The sequence below is a fragment of the uncultured Bradyrhizobium sp. genome (assembly GCF_964252615.1).
In the GTDB taxonomy this organism is placed as follows: domain Bacteria; phylum Pseudomonadota; class Alphaproteobacteria; order Rhizobiales; family Xanthobacteraceae; genus Bradyrhizobium.
This window is the reverse complement of sequence record NZ_CAXUNQ010000033.1, coordinates 15,087-34,680: the sequence shown is the minus strand read 5'-3', so window position 1 is coordinate 34,680 and position 19,594 is coordinate 15,087. Positions and strand designations below refer to the sequence as shown.

General features: G+C 59.5%; 16 protein-coding genes and 1 pseudogene. 11 read left to right on the top strand and 6 right to left on the bottom strand.

Features of this window, described 5'->3' with window-relative positions; genetic code table 11:
- Positions 1 to 6 precede the first annotated feature (6 nt).
- Genes ACFE72_RS16280 through ACFE72_RS16260 form a run of 5 tightly spaced genes read left to right on the top strand, consistent with a single transcriptional unit; the run spans position 7 to position 4,226 of the window.
- Positions 7 to 882, top strand: a complete 876-nt coding sequence (locus ACFE72_RS16280; protein ID WP_375414150.1) for an AAA family ATPase — start codon at positions 7 to 9, stop codon at positions 880 to 882.
- Positions 879 to 1,346 carry a hypothetical protein gene (locus ACFE72_RS16275; protein WP_375414149.1) on the top strand — a complete coding sequence of 156 codons (468 nt, stop codon included), beginning with the start codon at positions 879 to 881 and terminating at the stop codon, positions 1,344 to 1,346. Before ACFE72_RS16280 ends, ACFE72_RS16275 begins: the two co-directional genes overlap by 4 nt.
- Positions 1,343 to 1,843: a hypothetical protein gene (locus ACFE72_RS16270; protein ID WP_375414148.1), complete on the top strand. Its 501-nt coding sequence runs from the start codon at positions 1,343 to 1,345 to the stop codon at positions 1,841 to 1,843. The genes ACFE72_RS16275 and ACFE72_RS16270 overlap by 4 nt, the downstream gene beginning before the upstream one ends.
- A complete protein-coding gene (locus ACFE72_RS16265; RefSeq protein ID WP_375414147.1) occupies positions 1,840 to 2,718 on the top strand; it encodes a CBASS oligonucleotide cyclase in 879 nt (292 codons plus the stop codon). Before ACFE72_RS16270 ends, ACFE72_RS16265 begins: the two co-directional genes overlap by 4 nt.
- 5 nt (positions 2,719 to 2,723) lie before the next feature.
- On the top strand, positions 2,724 to 4,226 hold the full coding sequence (locus tag ACFE72_RS16260) for an SAVED domain-containing protein (protein WP_375414146.1): 1,503 nt from the start codon (positions 2,724 to 2,726) through the stop codon (positions 4,224 to 4,226).
- 89 nt (positions 4,227 to 4,315) lie between these two features.
- Here ACFE72_RS16260 and ACFE72_RS16255 read toward each other — a convergent pair.
- The 3 genes and pseudogenes from ACFE72_RS16255 to ACFE72_RS16245 form a co-directional block, all read right to left on the bottom strand.
- A pseudogene (locus ACFE72_RS16255) lies at positions 4,316 to 7,599 on the bottom strand (error-prone DNA polymerase).
- Entirely contained in the window at positions 7,596 to 9,104 is a 1,509-nt protein-coding gene (locus tag ACFE72_RS16250) for a DUF6504 family protein (RefSeq protein ID WP_375414145.1), read from the bottom strand. Before ACFE72_RS16250 ends, ACFE72_RS16255 begins: the two are co-directional and overlap by 4 nt.
- Complete coding sequence (locus ACFE72_RS16245) at positions 9,019 to 9,780, bottom strand: ImuA family protein (protein ID WP_375414144.1); 762 nt, start codon at positions 9,778 to 9,780, stop codon at positions 9,019 to 9,021. The genes ACFE72_RS16250 and ACFE72_RS16245 overlap by 86 nt, the downstream gene beginning before the upstream one ends.
- A gap of 290 nt (positions 9,781 to 10,070) precedes the next feature.
- Here ACFE72_RS16245 and ACFE72_RS16240 point away from each other — a divergent pair, with 290 nt between their 5' ends.
- From ACFE72_RS16240 to ACFE72_RS16230, 3 genes are all read left to right on the top strand, one after another.
- Entirely contained in the window at positions 10,071 to 10,559 is a 489-nt protein-coding gene (locus ACFE72_RS16240; protein WP_375414143.1) for a DUF4385 domain-containing protein, read from the top strand.
- Positions 10,556 to 12,718 carry an exonuclease domain-containing protein gene (locus ACFE72_RS16235; RefSeq protein ID WP_375414142.1) on the top strand — a complete coding sequence of 721 codons (2,163 nt, stop codon included), beginning with the start codon at positions 10,556 to 10,558 and terminating at the stop codon, positions 12,716 to 12,718. The genes ACFE72_RS16240 and ACFE72_RS16235 overlap by 4 nt, the downstream gene beginning before the upstream one ends.
- A gap of 108 nt (positions 12,719 to 12,826) precedes the next feature.
- On the top strand, positions 12,827 to 13,939 hold the full coding sequence (locus ACFE72_RS16230; RefSeq protein ID WP_375414141.1) for a DUF4062 domain-containing protein: 1,113 nt from the start codon (positions 12,827 to 12,829) through the stop codon (positions 13,937 to 13,939).
- A gap of 404 nt (positions 13,940 to 14,343) precedes the next feature.
- Here the strand turns inward: ACFE72_RS16230 and ACFE72_RS16225 are convergent, their stop codons facing one another.
- On the bottom strand, positions 14,344 to 15,090 hold the full coding sequence (locus ACFE72_RS16225; RefSeq protein ID WP_375414140.1) for a TSUP family transporter: 747 nt from the start codon (positions 15,088 to 15,090) through the stop codon (positions 14,344 to 14,346).
- 65 nt (positions 15,091 to 15,155) lie between these two features.
- Positions 15,156 to 15,848, bottom strand: a complete 693-nt coding sequence (locus ACFE72_RS16220) for a TauD/TfdA family dioxygenase (RefSeq protein ID WP_375414139.1) — start codon at positions 15,846 to 15,848, stop codon at positions 15,156 to 15,158.
- Positions 15,849 to 16,435: 587 nt separating this feature from the next.
- Between ACFE72_RS16220 and ACFE72_RS16215 the strand changes: the two genes are divergently transcribed.
- The 3 genes from ACFE72_RS16215 (at position 16,436) to ACFE72_RS16205 (ending at position 18,727) form a co-directional block, all read left to right on the top strand.
- Positions 16,436 to 17,131 carry a hypothetical protein gene (locus ACFE72_RS16215; protein ID WP_375414138.1) on the top strand — a complete coding sequence of 232 codons (696 nt, stop codon included), beginning with the start codon at positions 16,436 to 16,438 and terminating at the stop codon, positions 17,129 to 17,131.
- A 339-nt stretch (positions 17,132 to 17,470) separates the two neighbouring features.
- Positions 17,471 to 17,830, top strand: a complete 360-nt coding sequence (locus tag ACFE72_RS16210; protein ID WP_375414163.1) for a DUF2958 domain-containing protein — start codon at positions 17,471 to 17,473, stop codon at positions 17,828 to 17,830.
- Positions 17,831 to 17,839: 9 nt separating this feature from the next.
- Positions 17,840 to 18,727 (top strand): ArdC family protein, encoded by an 888-nt coding sequence (locus ACFE72_RS16205; protein ID WP_375414137.1) that lies wholly within the window; start codon positions 17,840 to 17,842, stop codon positions 18,725 to 18,727.
- Between the two features lie 98 nt (positions 18,728 to 18,825).
- Here ACFE72_RS16205 and ACFE72_RS16200 read toward each other — a convergent pair whose 3' ends face one another.
- Positions 18,826 to 19,095, bottom strand: coding sequence for a hypothetical protein (locus ACFE72_RS16200; protein ID WP_375414136.1), 270 nt, complete (start codon positions 19,093 to 19,095; stop codon positions 18,826 to 18,828).
- Positions 19,096 to 19,594 lie beyond the last annotated feature (499 nt).

Genomic DNA, 19,594 nt, shown 5'->3' with positions numbered 1-19,594 from the left:
GGAAAAATGGACGCGATTAGCGACCAAGCTACTTTGCCTAACGCGGAATTTTTGACCGCATGGCAGGCAATCAAAATCGATTCAGCACTGAAAACCCGTCTCGTCGCGCAGGCGCTCTTGTCGTTTCAACTTCGCCAGTACTTCACGTTCGACCGAATGCCGGTTCACGGCCTGATCGTGCTGTCGGGGCCGCCAGGCACGGGTAAGACCACACTGGCGCGCGGCCTGGCGAATCAGGTCGCCGAGGCGCTGAAGCCCAAGAAGGCGAAGTTCATTCAGATCGATCCGCATGCGCTGGGAAGTTCGTCGCACGGCAAAAGCCAAAAGGACGTTTCCAAGCTTTTCGAACAGATCATTCCCGAGTACGCCACGCACGCTCCAACGATAGTTCTGCTGGACGAAGTTGAAACGCTCGCCGCCGACCGGCAGCGCATGAGCCTCGAAACGAACCCCATCGATGCGCACCGCGCCACTGACGCCGCGCTTGCAGGCATCGATCTGCTTTCCCGCAAACATCGCAATACGCTGCTAATTGCCACGACCAATTATCCGAAGGCCGTAGATCGCGCGCTACTTTCTCGTGCTGATATCGTTGAAGACATCGGCTTGCCGAACGCGGAGGCTCGGAAGCAAATCATCGCCGATGCGATCTCAATCCTTTCGGAGAAGTGGCCCAAGATTGCCGGTCTCAATACCCATGTGGTCGAGTTTGTTAAAGCTTCGGATGGCCTTGACGGCCGTCGTTTGCGCAAGGCGATGATCACCGCAGCAGCCTCAAGCATCGAAACAGCGCAGGATTTGAACAAGCTGAAAGCCGAGCAGGTTATGCACGCCCTGAAGCAGGCACGTGCCGTCGAAAAGATGCAGGAGGCATTCTCGTGAAAGTTAAACGTGAAATCGCTTCCGTGCCCGTGCGCTCGGCAGCCGAAACATGGAAGGCGATCATAGCCTTGATTTCCGGTCCAGATACACCCGATGCTAGCACGCTTACGGCAGCGGCGAGCATTATGGAATCGCTGATTGCTGACGAGCATCCGGCAAACGTTCCCATCACCGTGAAAGGCAACGGCGACCGGCTCGTTATCTATTGCCGTTACAATGAGGAGGCGCTTGAACTCGGCACCGACATCGACTCGTTGACGTGGAATCCAACTGGGGGCGCCGGTTGGAAGATCACCGCCCCGACGGAGGCGTCCGACGTACCCTGGATGAACGGTACGCTAAAACAACGCGCACCACGTATTACTGTCCACGACGTCAAGAAGCCTCCGGCTGATGAAGAGGAGACCATGAAGGCCACCGCGAACACGCTTGCCATTAATTGGGGAGTCCTCGGACAGTCATGAGCGCTACCTTCACTAGCACCTATTCGCGAACCCACACTGCCAAATACGTTTCGGATAAAATGCGAAACGTGTTGAAGTATCTGATTTCGTATTACGGCCTCAACCCCACAGTGCTTCTGGATGCTTGGACAAATTGGGTCGACGCTGGCGCACGCGAAATGCTTGAACGCGGCCATCTCGAAAAAATTGTCATCGAGTTTTACAAACCCGGCAGCGACTCCGCGCTTGGACGGTGGGATTTCCCCATCCGTTACGATGGCAACGGCGCCGACGAAATGTGGGTCGACCGCGAGTTCTTGGAAGGGTCGTTCGCAAAGACCACGTCGCCGCCCGCCGGGTGCGTCTATCGTATTTTGCTTCAACCGCTTCCAGGATCCCCATTGCCGAGCTTCATGTCCTATTCTTCTTACAAGTCGCTCAGCGGTTTGGTGGGTCGAGAGGCGGGTACGATCGTTTCCACGCCCGACATTATGGCATCAATGCAGTATTACAAATGATCTCTGTCGAAGAAGCGTTTGAGAAATTCCGGCAGCGTCTCGAACTCAGTGAGAGCGAACGCAAGGACACCATTCGCAAGCATACGTCCGTACGTGATTGCATCCGAGGCGGATTCGATATCAGCCGTGATTTTCTGACTGGATCGTATGACAGGCACACCAAAACGAAACCGCTTAAGGACGTTGACGTATTTTTCGTTCTCGGTCCCAACGATCAGCACTGGCGTCAGAAGCCGCCGAGCGAGGTCCTTGACGCATTCGTTGCGCGCCTAACAGGCGAGTTCGGCAAAGACGCCGTTGAGCCGGGGCGCCGCTGTGCAACCACCGAGTTCGAAAGAAATACTGAGGACAAAGAAGGCAAGGTCTTGTCCATTGATGCGGTTCCAGCCATCGAACTTGCCGACTGCTATGAAATTCCGGACCGTAATCTTGGCAAATGGATCAAGACGGATCCCGAAATTCATGCAGAGAAATCGACAGGCAAAAACAAGTCGTTGAGCGGAAAATGGGTTCCGCTGGTTAAGATGCTTAAGCGTTGGAACCGTTCTGCGGATAAGCCGATCAAGCCGTCTTTTCTCATTGAGGTGATGGCGCAGGAGCTTGTTGACGGTCCGTTCACGAACTATCCCGGCGAGGTCCGGCGTTTTTTTGCCGCCGCCTTGGACGGGATCACGCGCGAATGGAAAGACCCGGCGGGCCTCGGGCCGCCGGTCTCGGACCAAATGACGCCAGACCTTGTACAGAAGGCTGTCGTGTCGTTGCGCCGCGCCGAGACGGAGGCAGCTCGCGCGGTGCGCCTTTCGCAGCAGGGCAAGCAAGGCGAGGCACTCGCCATTTGGCGCCAGATAATGGGTCGTTACTTCCCGACGAGTTGACCAACATGACGCAAGCCGTTGCGGTACGCAGCCAAGGAGATGATTTTCAGGCCCGCATGTTCTGGCTGCATGCTGCCCTATTGCTTGATCCTAACGGGGCCGTGGCGAAGGTTAGCTTCGAGCGCGGACCGCGTGGCTTTGATGACGTAACCGTCGAATACATGCGCGGAATGGGTCCACAAGACCACTATGGCCACAAGCTTGTTCGGGATTTTTTGCAGTGCAAATGGCACGCTCGTCCAGGCGAATTCGGCCATCTGGAACTTATCGACCCGGCGTTTTCAAATGCGCAAACAGTCTCGCTGCTCAAGCGGGCTCGCGACGCTCAAGCGGCTCACGCTCCACAGGGCCAAGGTGCGCGATTTCGTTTGGTAACTAACTGGCGGCTTATGGCGGCTGATCCGTTGGCACGGCTCATCTTAAATCAAACCCACGCTATCGATCTGAAGCTTCTGTTCGACGGAAAAACATCAGCCAGCATGATGGGAAAAGTCCGCGACGCTTGGGCCGGACACCTGGGGATCAGCCATGATGAACTTGTGCATGTCGCTCGAACCTTGGCGATCACACAGCGACTTGAATCCGGAAACGATTTTCGGGAACGGCTCAACGACCGTTTTGCGCTGGTCGGAATGAAGCAAGTGCCTCTTTCGCAGGCCGGATTTCCCTATGACGACCTGATCATGAAACTTCACGCCCAAGAGCGTAACGAATTCGACAAGGAGTCATTTCGCGATCTTTGCAACGACGAGAAGCTCCTCGACAAAAAAAGCGGTGGGCCAACCACGTTAGGCGTGCGCTCGTTTATGCATCCGATCGACGACCTTGAGGCGAGAACCGACAAAGCCATTAATCTCGTGCCGCACTTCGATGGCCGGTACATTCGTGATCCGTTTGCGTGGAAGGCCAAGCTCTTTCCAGAATTGCGCGATTTCATTATCAACGCTTCGCGCGGGCAGGATGATTTACGGCTGGTACTTGATACGCATGTTTCCCTCGCCTTTGGTGTCGGTGTTATTCTGAATGCTAAGTCAGGGAAGAAGATCGAGATCGAGCAACGCGCGGGCGGGCGACATATCTGGTCTGAACGAGATAAAGACCTTGACCCTTCTTGGCCCAAACTGTGCATTGCGAGCGAGCCAGTTTTCGGTAGTGGCGCTGATATTGCCGTCTCTGTCGGACTGACTCACGACACCTCGAAGGCCGTACGGTCTTATGTCGAATCGCTTCCCAGCATCGGCGAACTTCTTGTGGTGACGCCGACAGGCGGTGCTTCGAACCAAAGTATCAAATCAGGAAGCCATGCCCACCAACTTGCTGAAACGTTGACAGCCTCGATCCGTTCAACAGGTGTGGGGCCGCGCCGCGTGCATCTTTTCATTGCGGGGCCGAACGCATTTGCGTTCTTCCTTGGGCAGAACCAACCCGCTATAGGACCAGTGACAGTTTACGAATGGGATTTCGACGGATTGCGTGACCGAAATTACAGTATTGGCTTGGAACTCTAATTTCACGCGGTACGGCCGTGCTTTAAACATTGAATCTATTCCATCATCAACCCGCAACCCAACTGCGCCGCCGCAAACGTTTGAAGGTCTTATCGAAAATTCCGCGCCTTGATCTTCAGCGTATCGATATGCAGGTCAGGCACGTACATATCCCGTGGCCTTACGATCTGCGGTTTAGGATCGCGGTTATCCGGTCCGCTGCCGCCGCCCTTGGCTTCGTCGCCGCGTCCGGAGGCAAGCGGGAAGGGGGCATTGAGGCCCGCAACAGCCCTGAGGTCTGCAGTTAGGTCGGTAACCTCTTCGACGATCAGATGGATGACGTCGCTGGCATCCTGCACGCGCCCGCGCACTCCAAACATGCTACCACTGAGGATCGTGCGCCGGAACTTCGCGAACACCGATGGCCAGACGATTAGATTGGCGTTGGCGCTTTCATCTTCGAGCGTGATGAACATGACGCCCTTGGCCGACCCCGGCATTTGCCGCACCAGGACAACGCCAGCGATGGCAAGGCGGCTGCCGTTTCGCGCCGTGCGCAGATTGATACAGGGGGCGTAGCCTTTACTTGCCAACCCCTCCCGTAGGAAACGCGCCGGATGCCCGCGCAGACTGAGACCGAGGGCGCGGTAATCTTCGACGACCTCCCGGCCTTGCGTCATGGGGGCAAGCGTGACGGGGGGCTCAACCGCTTCCGGCCGAAGCACGCCGGCACGGTCATCAGCCGCGGCAAAGAGCGGAAGCGCTTCGTCGCGCAGCGCCTTGATGGCCCAACTCGCATCGCGGCGGGAGAGTCCGAGCCCGGCAAAGCCGTCGGCGGCGGCAATGTGTTTCAAGGTCGCAACCGGAACTTCGGCTCGGCGCCAGACCTCTTCTATCGTGGTGAATTCGCTCAACAGGCGCGTAGCGGCGATGCGCCCGAAGGTACGCCGGTCGACCAATTGCTCGGCATCCTTCTGATTGAGGCTGCGCACCATACAGAAGCCAAGGCGCACGGCCTGGTAGGGGCCGTCCGCTACCTCAAGCGAGCAGTCCCATTGCGAAAGGTTGATGTCGACGGGCCGCACCTCCACGCCGTGTTCGCGGGCGTCGCGTACCAACTGCGCCGGAGCATAGAAGCCCATGGGCTGCGCATTGAGGATCGCGGCAAGGAAAACATCGGGATGATGGCATTTCATCCAGCTTGAGGCGTAGGCGATCAGCGCGAAGCTGGCCGCGTGGGATTCCGGAAAGCCGTAGCTGCCGAAGCCCTCTAATTGGCGAAACGTGCGCTCGGCAAATTCCTGCGTATAGCCGTTGTCCAGCATGCCGCTGATGAGCTTGTTCTGAAACTTATTTACCCCGCCGGTAAACTTGAACGTCGCCATGGCGCGGCGGAGTTGGTCGGCTTCGGTCGGCGAGAAGCCGGCCGCGACCATTGCCACTTGCATCGCCTGTTCCTGGAACAGCGGCACGCCGAGCGTCTTGCCCAGCACTTTGCGGAGGGCTTCAGTCGGAAAAGTGACGGCTTCCTTGCCTTCACGACGGCGGATATAGGGGTGCACCATGTCGCCCTGGATCGGACCGGGCCGCACGATCGCCACTTCAATCACGAGATCATAGAAAGTTTTGGGCTTGAGGCGCGGCAGCATCGACATCTGCGCGCGGGATTCAATCTGGAAGGTGCCCATGGTGTCGGCCTTCTGGATCATCGCGTAGGTCGCGGGATCCTCAGCGGGGATGGTCGCAAGGTTGAGCGACTGACCCTTAGCCTTTTCCAAGAGACCGAAGGCCCGTCGCATGCAGCCCAGCATGCCAAGGCCCAGCACATCGACTTTCATGAATTTCAGCGCATCGATATCGTCCTTGTCCCATTCGATCACTTGGCGGTTGTCCATGGCGGCAGGTTCGATTGGAACCATTTCATCGAGACGGTCGAGGGTGAGGACAAAGCCGCCGGGATGCTGCGAGAGATGCCGCGGCGTGCCTATCAATTCCTTGGCGAGGGCAAGCGTAAGCTTGAGGCGGCGGTCATTGAGATTGAGGTTGAGCTCTTTGGCGTCCTTCTCCGCAACGCCTTCCGTACTCCAGCCCCAGATCAATCCTGCTAGCGCGCCGGTCACGTCTTCCGGCAGACCGAGCGCCTTGCCGACCTCGCGCACCGCGCCGCGCGAGCGATAGCGAGAGACCACGGCCGTAAGTGCCGAACGCGTGCGGCCATAGGTCTCGTAAATCCATTGGATCACTTCCTCGCGCCGCTCATGCTCGAAATCGACATCGATATCGGGCGGCTCCCGGCGTTCTTCGCTAATGAAGCGCTCGAATAGAAGGCCCTGGCGGACAGGATCGATCGCGTGACGCCGAGGACATAGCAGACGGCCGAGTTTGCGGCCGAGCCACGGCCTTGGCAGAGAATGCCTTTGGATCGCGCAAAACGGACGATGGATTCCACGGTGAGAAAATAGGGGGCGTAATCTAACCGCTCGATCAGACTGAGTTCGTGGCGGATTTGCGTGGCGACGGCATCGGGCAGGCCGTCGGGATAGCGGTTCGCAGCACCTTCCCAAGTCAACTTCTCCAAACGATCTAGCGCTGTCAGCCCGTCTTCAAGGGTTTCAGTGGGATAGCTGTAGGTCAGCTCATCGAGCGAGAAGCGACAGCGCGCGGCGATTTCCAGCGTGCGTGCGATCGCTGGCTGATAATCTGGAAACAGCCGCTCCATCTCGTGAGGGGGCTTAGGGAAGCGGTCCGAGTGCCGTTCCTTTTGAAACCCCGCATTGTCGATTGTGGTATGCAAGCGAATACAGGTCACCACATCCTGCAACATACGGCGCGAGGGGCAATGATAGAGGACGTCATTGGTGACGACCGTGGGCACCTTGGCGCGCCAAGCCAGCGCATCGATGCGCGCCAGGCGCTCGGCTTCATTGGGCAGAAAACGCCGGGCCAATGAGCAATAGGCCCGGTCGCCGAAGATCGCCTTGAGGCGGCGCAACTCGCCTTCCAGATCGGCCTTAAGCTGGTCCGAGATCAGGACCGCGATCAGGCCTTCGTTCCATTGCTCGACATCGGGCCAATCGAGGCTGCACTTGCCTTTGCCGGTGCGCGCCTTGCCTCTCGAGAGCAGCCGACAGAGGCGGCCATAACCGGCACGGTCCATCGGGTAGACCAGGAGCGAAGTGCCGCATGCGAGATCAAGGCGGCAGCCCACGATAAGCCGTACGCCGGTCACCTTGGCGGCTTCATGGGCGCGCACCATGCCGGCCAGCGAATTGCGGTCGGTGATGCCGAGGGCAGGGATGCCGAGCATGGCGGCGGCGACAAACAACTCCTCCGGCGAAGACGCGCCGCGCAGAAAGGAGAAATGCGTCGTGACCTGCAATTCGGCATAGCTCATGCTTCACCTAAGCCGTGCAGCCACCATTGCCCGCCCGTGCCTGCGGGACCATCCCGACACAGCCAGTAGCGCGCGCCATCCGCCGTTTCGACGCGGTAGTAATCGCGGACCAATTCGGTCTCGGCGTCCGAGCGCCACCATTCGCCGTGAATGCGCTCCGGCCCATCGGCGCGCGTTATGCGGTGCTGCCGGTTTTGCCAGACGAACAGGCGCGGCGGGTGATCGGGCAGGGCGGCGATCGCCACCACGCGCTCGGGGGGCGAGAACAGGCGCGCCGGACGCGGCAGGGTCTTGGGCCAGTCCTGGCCTTGCGGTGGGTGCAGCGCCGGCAGGCGCTTGACCGAGCGCTCCGGCAGGTCGCTTTCGACGGGAGCCAGGCGAAATACGGCCTTGGAGCCGAGGCGGACGCCGAGCGTATCGACCAGCTGGCCGACATCCACGTCGCTGCCATCCGTTGCCAGATGGCGGCCGATGGTCTGCCGCTCGCTCAAGGCTTCGATCCACGACGCGGTGAGCGTCGCCTGCTCGATGCCGAAGCCCGGATCGACCAGCACCAGCCGTTCTTCCAGCAGCCGCGCAAGATGCTTTGGCTCGCGATAGGGACGCGCGAGCGCAACGCGCACGGCTTGGGCGATATTATCGACCCGCAGAAAGACGAGATCCAGCCGTCGCGCGCCCACGCCGCGGTGTTCCAGCTCCGGGCAGAGCATGGCACATAGCTTGGCGATGACGCGTTTTAGATCGTCGGGATCGGCGAGGGGATCGACGAAGCGCAGGAGCTTGCTCGGCACTTCCTCTGGCAGAAGGGAGCTCAAAGGTTCGATAATGCTCCCTAGCGCCTGATCGAAGCGCAGCAGCACATCACCGCCAAAACGAAGCTGCAGGCCGGCGCGCGGCTTGCTCGCGATATGCGCCACGCGCTCGATCCCGACCTCATGTAGCGCCTCGATAGTCTTTGCATGAAGCCGCAGGGACGCCACTGGCAGGCTCGCCATAGCTTCGGAGGCACGCCCCGGTGACACAACGAGGCTGTTGCCAAAGCGCGCCATGGCCCAGGCGCAGCCCGGCGTATCGGCCAGCGCCGCCTTGGCCGCGATGTCTTGGGCCTGTATGCGGGACAGCAAATCTTGGATCAACGCTTCTTCGCCCTGAAACAGATGCGCCGCACCCGCCACGTCGATGAAGATGCCGTCGGGCGGGTCAGGGACAACGAGCGGCGAATAGCGCATGCACCAGATCGCGACCTTGCGCAGCGCGGCCGCGTCCTCCTCGGGCGCGGCATCAACCACGGTTAGGTCCGGTATCAGGGATTGCGCATGCGTTACCGTCATGCCGGGCGCAAGCCCGGCGCGTGCGGCGGCGCCATCGACTGAAGCGATGACCCGCCGCTGCTTTTCCATCGTAGCCGTGACCAGCGGCCTATCCCGCGTCGGCAAACTTGGGTTCTTCCGCCGCAGCCGGTCGGTCGGCCAGCGCGGCAGGAAGAGCGAGACGACCCTGCGCATCGCAAGCCTCCACGATCCAGCTATGAGGTTCGCCGCCTTTGACGCGCAGCAATTCCACGTTCCAGCGCTGTCGCTGAAGATGATCAAAGACGCCGGGACCGGACGCGGCGGGCGCCACCCGCCAGCGCGTCATCGCGGCCGTGGGCTCGCCGGCCAGCTTGTGTTCGTCGAGCGTGCGCCAGCGGCGTAGCACGAGCGCGGTGACGCCGGTTTCGCCGGCAACAAGCTGAAGGCGGCGCGACGCGGTGAGCGACAGCTTGGTGACTTCGCCCACCACACCGGCGAGGCCGATACAGCGCAGCCCGTCTTCCATCGCCGGCAGCACGTCGCGATCCTTGTAGGTCTCGCAATAGATCACGCGGTCCGGATGAAGCCCGATACGGGCGAGCGCGGGCGCGAAGAGATCGCGCGTGCGCAAGCACCACAGCACCGGCCCCGGGATGCGGGCGACGATACCGGCCGCGAACAGCGTGGCGACAGCGGCATGTTCGCTGGCTGGTCCGCCTTCGATCACCTCGTGCACATTCCCGCGCGCGATTCCGCCGTGAGGGAGCGCGCCATCAATCGCCGCCACTCCGAAGGGCACGACAGCACTCAGGGCGCGGCCATGCCGTTCCGTCCGCTCCAACCAGCGGCGCAATTCGGCAATAGGCATGTGCGGGCTGGCCGAGGCCATCCTTGACGTCTCCGGATAAACTGAATGTTCTTATTTTGTTCTCTTAAAAGGAAAAGAGTCAAGCAAGCAAAAACATCGCTCGTTCAATAGCTTGCCAGCATCTTGTAGAAAAAACACCTAAGGGTTGAGTGCTATAGAAACATGCCGTGACAGGAGAACTATGCGGCGATGCACTCCCCACTCAATCCGGCTTGACAAGTCGCCTACCTAGAACAAACATGGAACATGCTAATTTGCCGCATATTTACCGTGAGTGCCCTTCGCGGTTGCCGTCCGCGTTGGAAACGCTAATGCCCGCGCGTGCCACACCGTCATATCTGTCGCTCGATAAGACAAGCTATCCTTGGAAGTGCGGCATCAACTACCGCGCGCGGCCCAAGCGGTACCGCGTCGGCAAGGGCGAGCAAGGCGTTCTGATCTGTGAGCCGTACAAGAGCGAGCTTGTCCCGCACTGGCGCTTCAAGACACCCGCGATTGCGAGACGTAGCGCCAGCGCAATCTTTCGGATGTTCAAGGCGTATCTCGACGCCGAGGATTTTGTCGGCGCCGACATGGCACGGAAATTTCTGCAAATGGGCTACACCCGCGCACGCCGCTACGCCAACTACAAGGGCGGGCGCAAGTACGACAAGTACAAGGGCTATGCGCTGAAAGAGCGCGGCACCGGCGATCCCGCGAAAGCGGAGAGTGCCGAGGTCTTCTACCGCCATTGGAAAAAGGCCGAGGCTGAGCCGCGCTACGCCGCTCAGAAAAAAGCGTGGAAGGGCACATACGGATGAAGCTGCCCGTTCTGCCCGTCTATTATTATCTCGACCATTTCACGGAAATGCTCGGCTTCGTCGAGCGCACCTACGAGCCGGTTCTTGGCCCCCAGCATCACGCATTTATTGCCCTGTTTCGCGGGTTTTCGAGGGACGCCCAGTGTCTCCTGATACGCATGATCAATCGCCGCGGCTACGTCTTTCGGCCCTCGGCGTTTAAGTATGGTGAAATCGGCAACGTAGCGTCAGCCTTGGACGAGTTGAGGGTATCGGGTTTGGCGCGCGCCTTGCGCGACGACGATTACGCCGCTTTCCTTTCGACCCTGTCGAAGAACTCGCTGCTACAAGCCGGCAAAGCGATTGACGCGGTCGCGGTCAGAAGCACTTGGTCCAAGCCGAGGCTGGTCGATCACTTCGTCGATACGATACCGTTCGCGGCCGCGCTTGATCGTTGCGGCGGCACCGACTATGTCGCGCTCGACAATCTCGCCCCTATTCATTTTCTCCTTTACCTCTATTTCGGCAAAACCGAGCGCGATCTCAAAAATTTCACGCTTCGCGACCTCGGGATTATCCGCACTAACAAGCTGACTTCCTTCAGCGCCCGCTTCAGCGATGGCGAGGAAGCCTACGCCTGTTTTCATTACAGTCAGATCCTAAACCGTCTCGAAACGAAATCGGCTGCCGTCTTTACCCGCGCCGTTGATGACGTGCTCGACGGCCCACGCGCCGCCAGCGAGCACGTCGGCGACCTTCGCGACCGCGCCGCCTACTTGGTTGGACAGTTCTTCGAAAAGCGGGGTGACAAAGCTACGGCCGACAGGTTGTACCGCGCCGGCTCCTCGGCGGAATGCAACGAACGGCTCGTGCGACTGCTCTACACTGGAGGCGACAAGGCGAGCGCGGAAGAACTTTTGCGCCACATGATCGACGATCCCGCGAGCGACGATGAATATCTGTTCGCTACCGATTTCCATGCCCGCAAATTCGGCGGTCAGCGCACCGGCGCATGTACGGAATTGCTGCGGTCGGGACGCACCCTCACGGTTGATGATATCCGTCGCGCTAACCCCGAGGCCGGTGTCGCGGGCGTCATGCGCCGCGACGGCTGGCGCGTATTTTACTCGGAAAATTGCCTGTGGCGCAGTTTATTTGGGTTGCTGTTCTGGGACGAGCTGTTTGAATCGGGCCAGTTGCACAGCGGGTTTGACTGGGTGCCGCAATGCCTCAAAGACCGCAGCTTCAAACGGCGCTTCGACGCGCAAATCGCATCGAAGCTTAACGCGTTGCGTACCGGCGCGGGGCTGCCGCTGATCCTTCGTACCATCGCGGCAAAGTGGGGGACACCAAATGGCGTTTTTGGCTGGGATCGCGTGAACGCTGAAGCACTGCGCGCGCTGCTCCAGACCGCAAATCCCAACGCCATCGCTACCGTGACGGCAGCAATGTGCCAGGATTACGTCGGAATGCATGACGGCTTTCCCGACCTCATGCTCGTGCGTCATTCGGAACTGTTGTTTCTTGAAGTGAAGGCCGAGGGCGATGCGGTGCGCCGCAACCAGCTGACTCGCCTACGCCAATTGAAAAACGCCGGCATCAACGCCGAGATTGCGCGCGTTGCCTATCGCTTCGATCCCGAACAGGAATATGTCGTCGTGGACATCGAAACCACGGGCAGCTGGGGCAATGGCGACCGCATCACCGAGATCGGCGCCGTTAAAATGCGCAATCACCGCGTCATCGACGAATGGCATTCCCTTATCAACCCGCAGCGTCTCATCCCGCACCGCATCACGCAGTTGACCGGCATCACCAATGCCATGGTACGGGACGCGCCGCTGTTCGCGGAAATCGCCGACTCGTTCCGTGCGTTTATGGGCGAGGATGCCATTTTTGTTGCGCACAGCGTCAACTTTGATTACGGTTTCATCGCTGCGGAATTTGATCGGCTTGGACGCCGCTTTCGCTACCCCAAGCTCTGTACCTGCGCCGGAATGAGGCGCAGCCATCCAGGTCACAAGTCCTACAGCCTGGGTAACCTTTGCCAAGCCTATGAGATCAGCCTTGAAGACCATCATCGCGCGCTATGCGACGCGCGGGCAGCGGCCCAGCTTCTCAACCTAATAAATGGCAAACGCGGTCAGGAGCGTCCAACTGTCGAAACGGCAGCCGCTTAAATCTATTGGTTCGCGTCGAATTTCAGCGCCGGACACAGTTCCTGTGCTCCTCTAACGAATCAAATCTCAGGGCCTTGAGTCCAGCGCGCGGCGCCTTAAGTGACTTCCATGAAGGTTTTTATCAGCTCTTTGATTTCCGGATTCGAGTCACTTCGCGCTGCCTGCAAGGCAGCGGTTGCCACTTTACGCCACGAACCCGTCATGGCTGAGAGCTTTGGTGCGCGGTCGCACTCCGCCCAAGTTGCCTGCCTGCAGGGCCTTCGTGAGTCCGACCTTATGCTGCTGGTCTTGGGTGAACGCTATGGACCGGCCCAGGCTTCGGGCCTCTCCGCCACGCATGAAGAGTACCGCGACGCTAAGGGGCGCAAGCCAGTTATCGCGTTTGTACAGACGGGTGTTACGCCTGAACCCGAACAAGCAGCGTTCATTGATGAGGTGCAAAGCTGGGAAGGGGGCTTGTTTCGTGGCAGCTTCGCGACGAGCGATGATTTGCGCGACGGCGTGATCCGCGCGCTACATGATTATGCTATCACCAACATGGCGGGACCAGTCGATCCGAAAGCGCTCGTCGAGACCGCGCTCGCGTTGCTGCCACGACTAGAGCGCAACGTTTCCCGTGCGCCCATGCTCAACCTTGCATTAGCTGGCGGCCCCTTCCAAGCCTTGCTGCGTCCCGCCGAAATCGAGGCCTCAGAACTGGCGGATGTATTGCATCAAGCGGCATTGTTCGGCGATACCCGCATCTTTGATCGCCGCGATGGCGTCGACACCGGCCTCGATCACGCTGCACTAATCCTGTCCCAGAATAACAGCAACCGCATCCAGCTTGACGAGCAGGGCAGAATTTTGCTGCGGCTGGCGCTGAACGATACGGATCATGACCGGCGGAATGGCATGGGATTTCCTGCGCTTATCGAGGAAAAAGTGCTGGCTCGCCTTATGGCTGGCCTTGCGTATGCGTCATGGCTCTTGGACCATATCGATCAAACTCAGCGTCTGACGCATTTAGCCATTGCCGCGCGGATTGACGCTTCCGACTATATGGCTTGGCGGACGCAGGGTGAGCAGGATGCCAGCCCAAATTCCGGCACGATGGGTTGGGGTAACGAAAACCACCCGCCCATCCACGTCTGCAAGCCGCGCGCGGCCGTCCGTCTTGACCGCAAACGTCTGGCCGAAGATATTCTCGTTCCGTTGCGGCGTCAGTGGAAACAGCGCTAAACACACCCACGCCAAACGTGCATCCTTCAGCCGAAAAAGTCACACGGTAGCGAGGCCTTACGACCTGTCCGCTGCGTGGAGTGAGGCTAGTACGGGTCGGCTTCGATCCATCGCGCACAGATCGTTTGGAACAGGAATTCCAGCTGACCCAGGGAGAACTGCGTGTGCTGTTTTTCATTATCGAGGTTGGCGGCGTCTCCGAAGTCGACGAAATCCCCGGCATTTAAGCGACAATCAACCTCATCTCCACCGAATATCTGAGAAAACCGGCGTAGGCCGCCAAATGATTTTGGGAAGCTTGCCGCGGGTTATTGCGTCGTTCCATAGCTTGCGCCCTTGTTGAAAGGGCTACAACCGCGACTCCATGTTCATGCCACAGGAGCGCCTGCCCGTGCATGCACCTTTCACCACAACGTTCTTTTAAGGAGCACGATGGCGGCAAAGGTCGAAATGCTCAAGGTAAACGGCCGCAGCGACTGGATCGTCATCCGCTTGAGGGCCCGGTCACCAACGCGGGTGCCCAGCCAGATGGCGGGCACCAGCGCCAAGGTGAGGCCGACATCCGAAGCCTTGATAAGGCCGTAGAGCAAAAGTGCTCCGACCGAAGCCAGCGCACCGAACAGAAAAAAGGCGTTCAGTGTGGCTCGAACATGTCCGAAGGATTCACGCTGGTAGAGGAGACCCATCGGCGGAGCGCCGACCGATGTCAGCGTCGCCATGGCGCCCGACAGAAACCCCGCGGTGAACAGCGAGGCTTTATTGATGGCGACCGTGAAGCGTGTCAGGCTGATTGCCACGCCCAGCAAGACGGCGATGCCAACGCAAACGCTAATGAATTTCTTGTCCGCGATCACGGCGATAAGCGTAGCGGCGAGCAATGCGCCGATCACCCGGCCCATGAATGCATAGGAGATCTCGCCCCAACGGATCTCGCTCCAATCGCCTTTGAAGCTGTAGATCATCACCGGCAGGCCGCAGAGCAGTATGAGGGCCGGGATATGAGAGGGAGCCGCCAAGGCGATGAGCGGCGCACAAATTAATCCAAACGCCTGCCCCGTCACGCGGTGCGTGGCTGACGATATGAAGATGGCGGCAAAACAGCCTGCATAGGCCGCGGGCGTGACTTCGATCAGCCCGAAGAACGTCGTCATTCAAGCCACTCGCAATCTATGATGTCCGCATGCCACGGCTGCGCAGGTACGAGCCGCGTTTGGTCTCAATGCACCATTGTTGTTTTGAGCAAGTGGCGGTTTTCGTCGGTGAAGGGCGTTCGGGAATGAAGGGTTCGCTGATTATCCAGTATCACCGCGTCGCCGTCGCCGAGCGCAAAACGCACCGTCAAATCCGGGCACTCCGCCGCCGCATCGATCATGTCCATCACAAGGCGTTCATCGGAAGACATGCCGCGTCCCAGCGCTTTCGCGCCGTCCTCGATGGCGTCCCGCTTGTACCGTAGCTTTTCACCGCTCCCATCCAGCATGATGGTCTCGTGAAGGACCTGGTCGGCCGTTAGGATCGAGCCCACAAAGGGAAGCCTTCGCTCCCGCATGATAGCGAGCGCGGTCGCTCCGTTCGGCTGCGCCGCAATCCAGCGGACCAGCTGACGCACGTCCCAGACCAGCGTATCCCCGCCGTCTTGCGCGGCGCGAACGGTAAACAGGGCGAACAGCGGTTCGGGCGTTGGCTTGAACGCCGAGTCCGTATGCGGGAAGCCGTCGCGCGTGCTGTTGAGCAGCGATTCCGGCTCGCCGGCTTCGATCGGCCTGGCTTTGATATGCCGGTACGCAAAGCTGGCGTTGGGCTGGTGGTAATTGCCGAGCGACGGATTTCCCCAGTACGAGGAAAGGCCGACAATGAACGCGCCCCTTACATCCTGTGCGGGCGCATACGGCAGTTCGTGAAACCGCATGCCCGTGATGACGCAATAGTCGGCTGTTTTTGAAAAGCCATTCGGCGTCCCGAGATTTTTGTTCGCATCGATCGCGGGTCCGATTTCGCGAAAAATCCCCGATACAAGGCTGCGCAACAGAGCCTGATTGTCGGGACGGCCCAGCGCAGATTCGGCGATTTGTAGCTCGGTTATGGCGCGGGTGAATTCCGATAATTCACGGTCGGAAACCGAGACGGAAACCCGCGTCCGCAGTGCTGACCGCAGACCCATGACCCGTAATCCACATCTTATGCGAGTAGAAATCAAATGTACTACCGTCAAACTTATCTCTCAGGTTGTACCTTGATGTCAAGCGCACGCGCCAAGCGAAGATAAAATATTTTAAGCTTGGCCGGCCGCATTCCGGAGGCCGTAGAACTAAGTCAATTCCACATCGAATTCCGGTTTGGTCTGGGAAGCAAAAAAGCCGTTTCGATTGAGGGTTCCAGTTCCTCTCGTCGGTTCAATCATCTCGGAATACACGTCCCGGTCGCTAGAACTGCGCCCGATGCTCCGCCATTATTTCTGAAACGTTGCCACGCCCGCGTGAAGAGGAGAGGGGCCCTGTGACTATTGCATCCGCGTGGTGGACTTGGCTTCTTGAAAAGGATGTCGGCGGCTTGGCAGTCACGACCTTGGTCCTCACGCTCATCGTGGCGATCGTCAAGATCTTGAGGGATCGCGCCGCGATCCGGAAGCTCGTCGCCGAAACCCGGAAAATTGACGCCGATACCCGAGCGATGGACCGGGCCGAGCGCGAGGCGGATCGGGAACGTGTACGGAACTGTGCACGCGCCATCCTGAACAGCGTTTCCGCGCTGGTCGATGAATTGTATGCGACCTTCTATCTCTTCGCCTTCCCGCCGGATAAGGTCAGCAAAGCAATGCTGGCGGAGGCCGTACAGGCGGCACGACGCTTCCGTCAAGAGCAGCGTTACCGGGTGGAGATGGAAACTCTTCTGGCCGAACTTGCCGCATATGCCGGCTCGGACTGCGATGCCATCATCGCTCAGCTCGGGTCGCAAGCGCAGCAGCTCTTGATAAAGGTCAGCGACAAAAAGGCGCTCGTCGCGAGAATTGAAAGCGGTGGGCTGGATGCCGACACCGCCATGGCGGTGGCGAGTTGGCTTGGCGACGTGCGCGAACTGCAAATCCTTTTGGGCGCATCGGTTGGAGCCATCGCCGCGCGATTGTCTCTTGCGCAAAACGATAAAGCGGCTGCTGAACGTGGGACCAAGGCCTCGGGCGATGTGGCCGCCTAAGCGCTTTCCAGTTTCAACGACCGACCTCGGCCCGACCGTTCCGTGGATTGCGCGTTATGCCGTTCTGAGGCTTCTCGCGCGCATTTCCAAACCAAAAGCTCCGGAACGCGCGTAGAAGACGAGTGAAACGGCTAAGGGGCTCCGCCCCTGGCGCGCGCAAGGCATCCACGCTTCGGCCGCCGCCTCCGCACGCATCCCCGAATTTATATTTTTTAGATGAACGGGGCCCCTCGTGCGGACCCTCGGCGCTCTCGCGCGGAGCCTCCTATGCGCTTGCCTCCCCGGTCTCGCCGACGGGCAGGGGTGCAGCAGCAGCTGCACCCGAACCGGGAGGAAAAAATGCCGTTACTAACCGCCAAAGATATCGAGCAACTGCTCGCCAATGGCAAGACCAACGCCGCGCACATCAGGGCGGACGGAAACACCGAGGACGTTAAACCGGTCGTCAAATTGTTTGCGCCGTGGGGTGGAGCCACCTGGCTTCTGAGCGAACTCGATCCGGACGACCCCGATCTCGCCTTTGGTCTCTGCGATCTCGGCTTGGGATTCCCCGAGGTCGGCAGCGTTCGCATCTCTGAAATCGAGAGCGTCACTGGCCCCGGCGGCCTTCGCGTCGAGCGCGACCGTTTTTTCTACGCCACCGACACGCTGCGCCGCTACGCCGCCGAAGCGCAGCGCCTTGGCTACATCAGCGCGTAAGGGGAAGTTATGCGCAGGGACATCTATCAAACCATCACCGACAAAATCGTCCGGCAACTGGAGGAGGGGGTCCGCCCGTGGCACCAGCCGTGGAATGCCGACCATTTGCAAGGGCGCATTTCGCTGCCGCGCCGCTATAACGGCGTGCCATATCGCGGTGTCAACGTCATTGCGCTGTGGATGGAAGCGCTGGCCAAAGGCTACAGCGCGCCATGTTGGATGACGTTCAAGCAGGCGCTTGACCTCGGCAGCTGCGTCCGCAAGGGCGAACACGGCAGCCTTACCGTCTACGCCGACAGCATCCGACGCATGGAAGAAGGGAAGGAGGAGCCGACCGAAATCCACTTCCTCAAGGGCTACATCGTCTTCAATGTCGAGCAGATCGACGGCCTAGCAGCAGGCTACTATGACCGCCCTGAAGCCCCCCGCGAAACGGTGGAAGCCATTGTCCATGCGGAATCATTCTTCCGCGCCACCGGGGCGACCATTGTTCACGGCGGGAATCGCGCCTGCTATGTGCAGCGCACCGACACGGTGCATATGCCATGCCTCGACACCTTCCGCGACGCGGAAAGCTATTACGCCACGCTTGCCCATGAGTGTACGCATTGGACCATGCATCCCACACGCCTCAACCGCAGCTTTGAGCGAAAGCGCTGGGGCGATGAAGGCTACGCTATGGAAGAATTGGTCGCAGAACTCGGCGCGGCCTTCCTCTGTACCGAACTTCAGCTAACGCCTGAGATACGCGAGGATCATGCCAGCTACATCGCAAACTGGCTGCAGGTCCTAAAAAACGACAATCGCGCGATCTTCACCGCAGCCAGCCACGCTCAGCGCGCGGCGGATTTCGTTACCGGCCTGCAGAAGCAGGTCGAGGTGGAGGCCGCCGCATGAATGGGTGATGCGGAGCGCACGCTTATTACGAGGCCAGCCTGTCCAAGGCCCTACCCCGGTAGTTGACGGGCAGGCCGGCCAATCCATTCGCCACGTGTTCACCGCGCATAACGAGGCGGCCATCCATTTACCAGGTTACAGACGACACGGTAGATTTCATAGGTGCCGACTTTAGAAAAGCGCTCGTTGACCGGTTCGGTCCAGAAGCGCGCCGCCGGAAAGCCCCGCTGGTGCCAGTAGTGTTCGAGCCGCTTGGCCAGTCCGAGCGCGCCCCGCTGACTAAGGGTGTCGGCGTAGCGTTTAACGGTTCGGCTGGTCGCCCATCTGCCCGGCGGACATGCACCGCCCGCTTCATTATTCCGTTTCATGATCCCTCCCTTGGTTATTTTTGAGGGCGGGATATAGCCAAACACACGGCGGGCGCTTCAACCCGCGATGTTTGTTTCAAACAAACAAATTATAGGAACTCATGGGGCGGTTATTTGATTTTGAGTACTCTGGTATTCAAACATTCCTCCGAGACCAGACGGTGCGTCGCGTTGTCGGTATTTCTAAGCGCCCTTGCTTTACCTAATCGTGTCGTCACTGCGATGAGGCGCGATCGTTGTCTGACGCCCGTATAGCCGGAAAAGGTTTTGCTTTCGGCAAGGGCAAAAGACCGGAGAGCGGCGATCGGCCAAAACCATATCGGGGAGTTAGGAGCGCAGTCGCGCTTGCCGATTCAGCATCTGGTTCGGAGGCGGCCGGAGCTACACGGTTTGCCGCGGTTTCTGTGGCCTCAGCGGTTTTCGGTTGCATGTCCATGGCGGGCGCTGGACCGGCAAGGTCGGGAGCCTCAGTGCTGGCAAGCGCGGGAAGATCGAGCTT